This window comes from Paenibacillus plantiphilus, from assembly GCF_927798095.1.
GTDB classification, from domain to species: Bacteria; Bacillota; Bacilli; order Paenibacillales; family Paenibacillaceae; genus Paenibacillus_Z; species Paenibacillus_Z plantiphilus.
Genome location: NZ_CAKMMF010000058.1, coordinates 1 through 5,473 on the forward strand (window position 1 = coordinate 1; position 5,473 = coordinate 5,473).

At 45.8% G+C, this 5,473-nt stretch carries 2 protein-coding genes and 1 pseudogene; all 3 read right to left on the reverse strand.

The genetic code is table 11. The annotated features are described in order from the left end of the window. Positions 1 to 1,828, reverse strand: a pseudogene (locus tag L6H65_RS26195) (hypothetical protein); the annotation flags it as partial. 427 nt (positions 1,829 to 2,255) lie between these two features. Beyond that, positions 2,256 to 3,137 carry a DUF6999 family protein gene (locus tag L6H65_RS26200; protein WP_236347651.1) on the reverse strand — a complete coding sequence of 294 codons (882 nt, stop codon included), beginning with the start codon at positions 3,135 to 3,137 and terminating at the stop codon, positions 2,256 to 2,258. After that, complete coding sequence (locus L6H65_RS26205) at positions 3,134 to 5,002, reverse strand: 3-oxoacyl-[acyl-carrier-protein] synthase III C-terminal domain-containing protein (protein ID WP_236347654.1); 1,869 nt, start codon at positions 5,000 to 5,002, stop codon at positions 3,134 to 3,136. Before L6H65_RS26205 ends, L6H65_RS26200 begins: the two co-directional genes overlap by 4 nt. Between the last annotated feature and the right edge of the window lie 471 nt (positions 5,003 to 5,473).

The window sequence follows — 5,473 nt, forward strand, 5'->3', positions numbered from 1 at the left end:
TCGTGAAGCTAACGGTCGCCACATTGCCTGCCGCATCCGTTACAACCAGCGTGTACACGCCAGCTTGTTCAACCTCCGTACCACTGACAAAAGCAGCCCCGTTCAAGGTCGCCGTTCCTTCATCAAAACTAACGGTCACTGGATCTTTATAATTCCCGCTGTTCGTTACTCCTGCCACTACAGGTGCTGTCTTGTCAATCGTGAAGCTAACGGTCGCCACATTGCCTGCCGCATCCGTTACAACCAGCGTGTACACGCCAGCTTGTTCAACCTCCGTACCACTGACAAAAGCAGCCCCGTTCAAGGTCGCCGTTCCTTCGTTAAAGGAGACGGTTACGTTCGCTTTGTATAACCCACCGTTGGTTACTCCTGTAACGATAGGCGCCATCGTGTCAATTTCAAAGGTTACCGTGGCACTATTACCTGCCGGATCTGTTACGATCAACGTATACGTATCATCCTGATCAATCTCTGTACCACTGCTGTAGGGGTTGCCGTTGAGCAGCCCGCTACCCTCGTTAAATAGAGCGTTCACCCTGCTGTTATATGCTTTTCCGTTATCTACATTGGAAATAATAGGAGCCGTCGTATCTACTGTGATCGTACTGCTAATAATTCCGGCACTCGTATTACCAACTTTATCTCGATATTGTACATATACGGTTTTTGCTCCCTCGCCCGCCGGGAGGACCCAAGCCCTCCCGTTCAAGTCAGCGACACTGAACCAACTAGTCTGCCAAGTGCCGTTAGTATTGGAGAGACGTGCCTGCTCAACTCCTGAGCCGGTTCCATCTGAATAGGTCCCTTTCAATGTCACTGTATGATTTCTAGCCCATGTGGCACCATCATTTATGGTAAGTGTACCTGTTGGCGCCGTCTGATCCAACAGAATGGTCTGAGAAGAATTCGCCGAAACCCCATTCTGGGAGTCCCTCAACTGCATATAGATCGTCTTCGCCCCATCTCCTCCAGCTAGGCTGAATGTCGCTGTATTGCTGAAGGGCAGCCAAGCTGCCGCAGACAAATTCACGACGCTATTCGCAAATCTCATATGAGTAACACTATCGCCTGCATCAGGATCTGACCCTGTTACGGACAGATTAACCGTACTGGCGCTGGTCGCTGCTCCTTCAGCTATCGTAAAGGAACCCGTAGGAGGATTATTTACAGCGGTCCCATACGTAACGATCAACTTCGGTTGATATGCAGCAGTCGGATATTCCCGAGAAAAAATGAGAAATCTGCCGCTATCCGCATCGGCTTCATTTCCATTGAGTATAAAGGTAATTCTACGATCTGAACCATCTGTGAAGGCATCTACAGCGCTCTTCACATTGAGCGTAACCGTTTGATTCTCAAGATAAGTGTCCAGCGGCACTTCGGCAGTACTTTTGGCGGTAAATTTGTCGGCATAAGGCGCATTGATATCTACTACGGGAAAGCTCCCATAGTTCAAATCATTCGCAGCAGATCCCCTAGCCTCCATATACAAAGTATGACCAAGGTTCCTTGTGACAGCAGCAACAGTCAAAACCAACTCCGCTGACACAACATTCCCTTCTGACGCACCTAAATTAAATGTTGCGGCCATTCGGTTGCGTACATTTACAAAGCCGTCACTATTCATCATCCCGATATAAAGTAAACCATCATCAACATTATCATAAATACCGTCATCACCCTGATGACCTCTTAAGTCCATCGTATCGGCAGTGGCTGTATAGGACTTTGTAACTGTGCCCCCTGCCGCTTCAGCTCTTGGTGCCAGCCCAGGTGCAATTATCGTGAGTACAATAACAATAGTCATTAAAAAATTTATTTTCTTCATTATTTTTCCCCCGTTTCACAAAAAACAAAAAACATCAATATACTATTTATTAGTATATACTTCTATTTTCTATAAGTCTTCATAGTAAATATTAATATAAAATATTATTATTTCCTCTTACTTTCACACTTAGCGATGAACTTAACTTAAAACCGCCTACCAGCCCTCTTTATTGTTATAACATTTAAGATGATTCAGTTCTGTAATCCTGATTACATTTTGCAAATTCACAGCAAGCGGCTCACCAACAAGTGCAGCTTAATAAAGCGGCCTTCACGATGGAGGTCCTACCACAACGATTAGCCAATCGAGATAACAAAAATCCACAACCTCGTGCGGTTGTGGATTACATGGTGGAAGGCGAGGAGAGCGAACTCCTGCCCGGGGAATAGGCCGCATAAACTTCTAAGCGTGTAGTCTTGGCCAATTACACGGCCTTCATCTGTTTATGCTTCAGCTCAATAAGCAGCGCGTGAAGCTGCTCTGTAGCGAGCCCGTGCAGTACGAGACGAAAGCCAGCTCCCAGTGTTGAGAGCGGCACCATGGGATGCTTGTTGTTAATCAGTGCAAGACGGTCATTGCTTCCAATAACTTTGGAGGCAAGAATACCAATCGTTTCATCCAGCTGCAGTGAATTCGTCGCCCTCCAAAAATCGTTATCTGTTAAAAAAAGCTGATAAATAGGTGTGAAGCACTCAATAGCCGTCGTAAGATCAAGGAAATTCGTCCATCGATTCGGCATCGGCTCGATTGGGATCGGTGTTGATGTGATCGCATCGAAATTCAGAATATCCTGTTTCGTAACCTCGATATTTTTGCTGCGAAGCTCACTATTCAGATTGATAACAAAATTATATAGATTCAGATCATGAATGAGGAACAGGTCGTCTTTCACAGGCTCCAGGTTCGTAGGCTTCAATGGATTCATCGTAACTTGCACGCCAGGCACGTTGTCCCGAATAAATTGCAGTATCTCTGATCCGAGATAGAAATGTCTTAGAATCATATAGTTGGCACTAGGACTGACAAACGTCTTCATCCCCCAATGCAATACGCGATGCAATGCTTTGGACGATGTAAAAGCTTTAGGGACGATGCTTTTATAAATTTGCAGCAAAATAATCATCAGCCGCGCTAGTGGTCTCATAAGCGGAAGCAGGAACTGTCTTGTTTTGCTTGAGCAATCCTTGAGATAGGCGGCCTTCGCCTCCGCATTAAACGGAATGCTCTGGTCCAGATAGACCGCCAGAAATGGATTCGGGTCATTCTTATCATGAGCCATATTCTCAAAATAATGGGTCTCACTCATACATTACCAAGCTCCTCTAATTGAAGAAGATACAAGCGAGCTGTCGTTTTTGCTGTCTTCACAATTCGTGATGCAATCTCCGCAGTAAGCATAGGATGCTGAACTACCGTTTCCAATCGCTCAAAATGCTTCTCATCCGAATCGCTATGATAGAGCAGGAACGATACTTGTTCATCTGTCAGTGCCAGTTGATCGCGTATCATTTCTCCCCAATAACGGGCCATTCTGCAGCCGAGCCCTTCTATAATCCACATGGCGCCAATTAAATCGTACGGATTGTCACGACTTGCGCGTTGGAATAAATAAGCGGATAACGCTTCACTGCCTATATTCTTTTCACCAGACTGGATCGTTGCCAAATCGCCGCCAACCGCAATATAGTTTCGCTCCAGAATTTGAAAATCCCGATGCTCATCCCGCGCATGAGCAATAAACGTCGAGCGAAGGTCGATATGCTCAATCGCAATATAGGAGGCTGCACGAGCAATCCACTGCGAGCCATCTATAACCTGCTGTCGAATATTTTCCATCAGCGCCTTGTAATCATCGACCGTAAACTGATTGGAATATAGCTTATGGATAATGGGGACTTTAGCTAGCTTCTGTTCAAAATCGATCCATACCTGAACGAGCTGCCGAACAAGCTGGGCTTGTATCGCATCAGCTTCATTATATTCGAGATGAGGCGCCGCTGGCTGACGTTCTACGAATGCAGCATTTTCTTGTGCTGCAGGTGATGACCCCACGACGGTCAACAGCATAAAAGAGGTTTGGAATCTTCCGCTTTCCGGAACCATGCACAACACTTGCTCACCCTCGGAGAGCTGTCCCGAATGCAGCAGCTCCTCCAGCATTATATAAATCGAGGCCGCGCCTGTGTTGCCCTTCGTATATAAATTCGTAAACCATTTCTCTTCTGGAATCGTCATCCCGCCAAGCTGCAACAGTCGGAAGATTTCCTCTCGGAAGAAATGCGAAGAATAATGACAGACCATCCAATCAATCGCCGCCGGATTAATTCGCCCCTCCTCCACCAGTTCGAAGAAACGATTAACTCCAACCTTTGGCATTTCATTAACTAGCCGAATATCTTGCTTCAGATTAACCGCTCCATCATCAGCCGCTTCATGAATCGATGAATAATCAAGCCATGAAGCAGCTTCTTCCCGCTCCTTATTGAATCCTGCATACATGCATACATCATACTTATTCGCATACGACTGATTGTCAATCCATTCAATACGCAACGACTGTCCCTTTAAGGAGGGCTTATTCTGCAATACAGCTGCACCCGCTCCATCAGAAAGCATAAAGCGAAGGAAATCAGTATCGAATGGCACTGGTCTGTCGTTATTCCCAGCCTGTGCTTCGAATCGCGTATGTTTAAATGCACGGCTCGGAAATTCACTAGCACAAGAAACCGCTGTTTCATGCTCACCGGATTGTACATGTAGATAGGCATTCTTAAGCGCATGCATTCCGCTAGCGCAGACCCCATGATGGGTAGCAATCTCCATTACCGGCAAACGGGTTTCAGCATGCACCATGCTGGCAAAACCGGGGACGAGCAAATCACCTTGTGTAGTAGCGGCAGCAAGGAAGCCAATCGCATTGTCTGCTATGCTCTCATTTCGTTCAAGCGCATCACGTATGGCCAGGGAAGCCATCTCTGCGTTCGTGTATTGGCTCTTTTGTTCCTTATCCATCGCGTAATGTCGATAGCGAATTTGATTTTGCTCAAGAATGCGTCGTTTCGATTTGGACCCTTTGCCTCCTATTTTCCCGAGATAGTCTTCCATTTCCTCATTGCCAATCGGCGGGCCGGGCAAAAATTTACCAATACTTGTCATGTACACAGGATTCATAAGACACCTCTTGGATTATTGTTATAATCCCAATTATTGTCGGTGTCTGTCCCCATGCATAGTACTAACTTATACTAGTACCTACTCATATAATCAATTAAACTATCTTTTTCACATCGTTATTGCATCAATATAATCACGTTTTGCAGTGAACGATTCCAACGATGCTTGTTCCTGAATCCCTTCTGCATCAGTATCAGACCGGCTGATTCGTCAGTAAGCTGCTGTTCAAGAACAAAAGACACCTGTTAGGGTGTCTCAGACTGTTGAGAAAGTTAATTAGGCATTCCCTGTAAAGCAGAAATCCCGTGTTACAGCTCGGAAAAGTGAAGCGAGGCGCGCTGTAAGGCTGAAAATGCAATTAGAATAAAAAGTGGACACCTCGTAACGTTGGACAGATAATAATCCTAATAAAAGGTGAGGTGTTCACAATGGGGAAAACGAGGCAGCATTATAACGACGAGTTTAAAT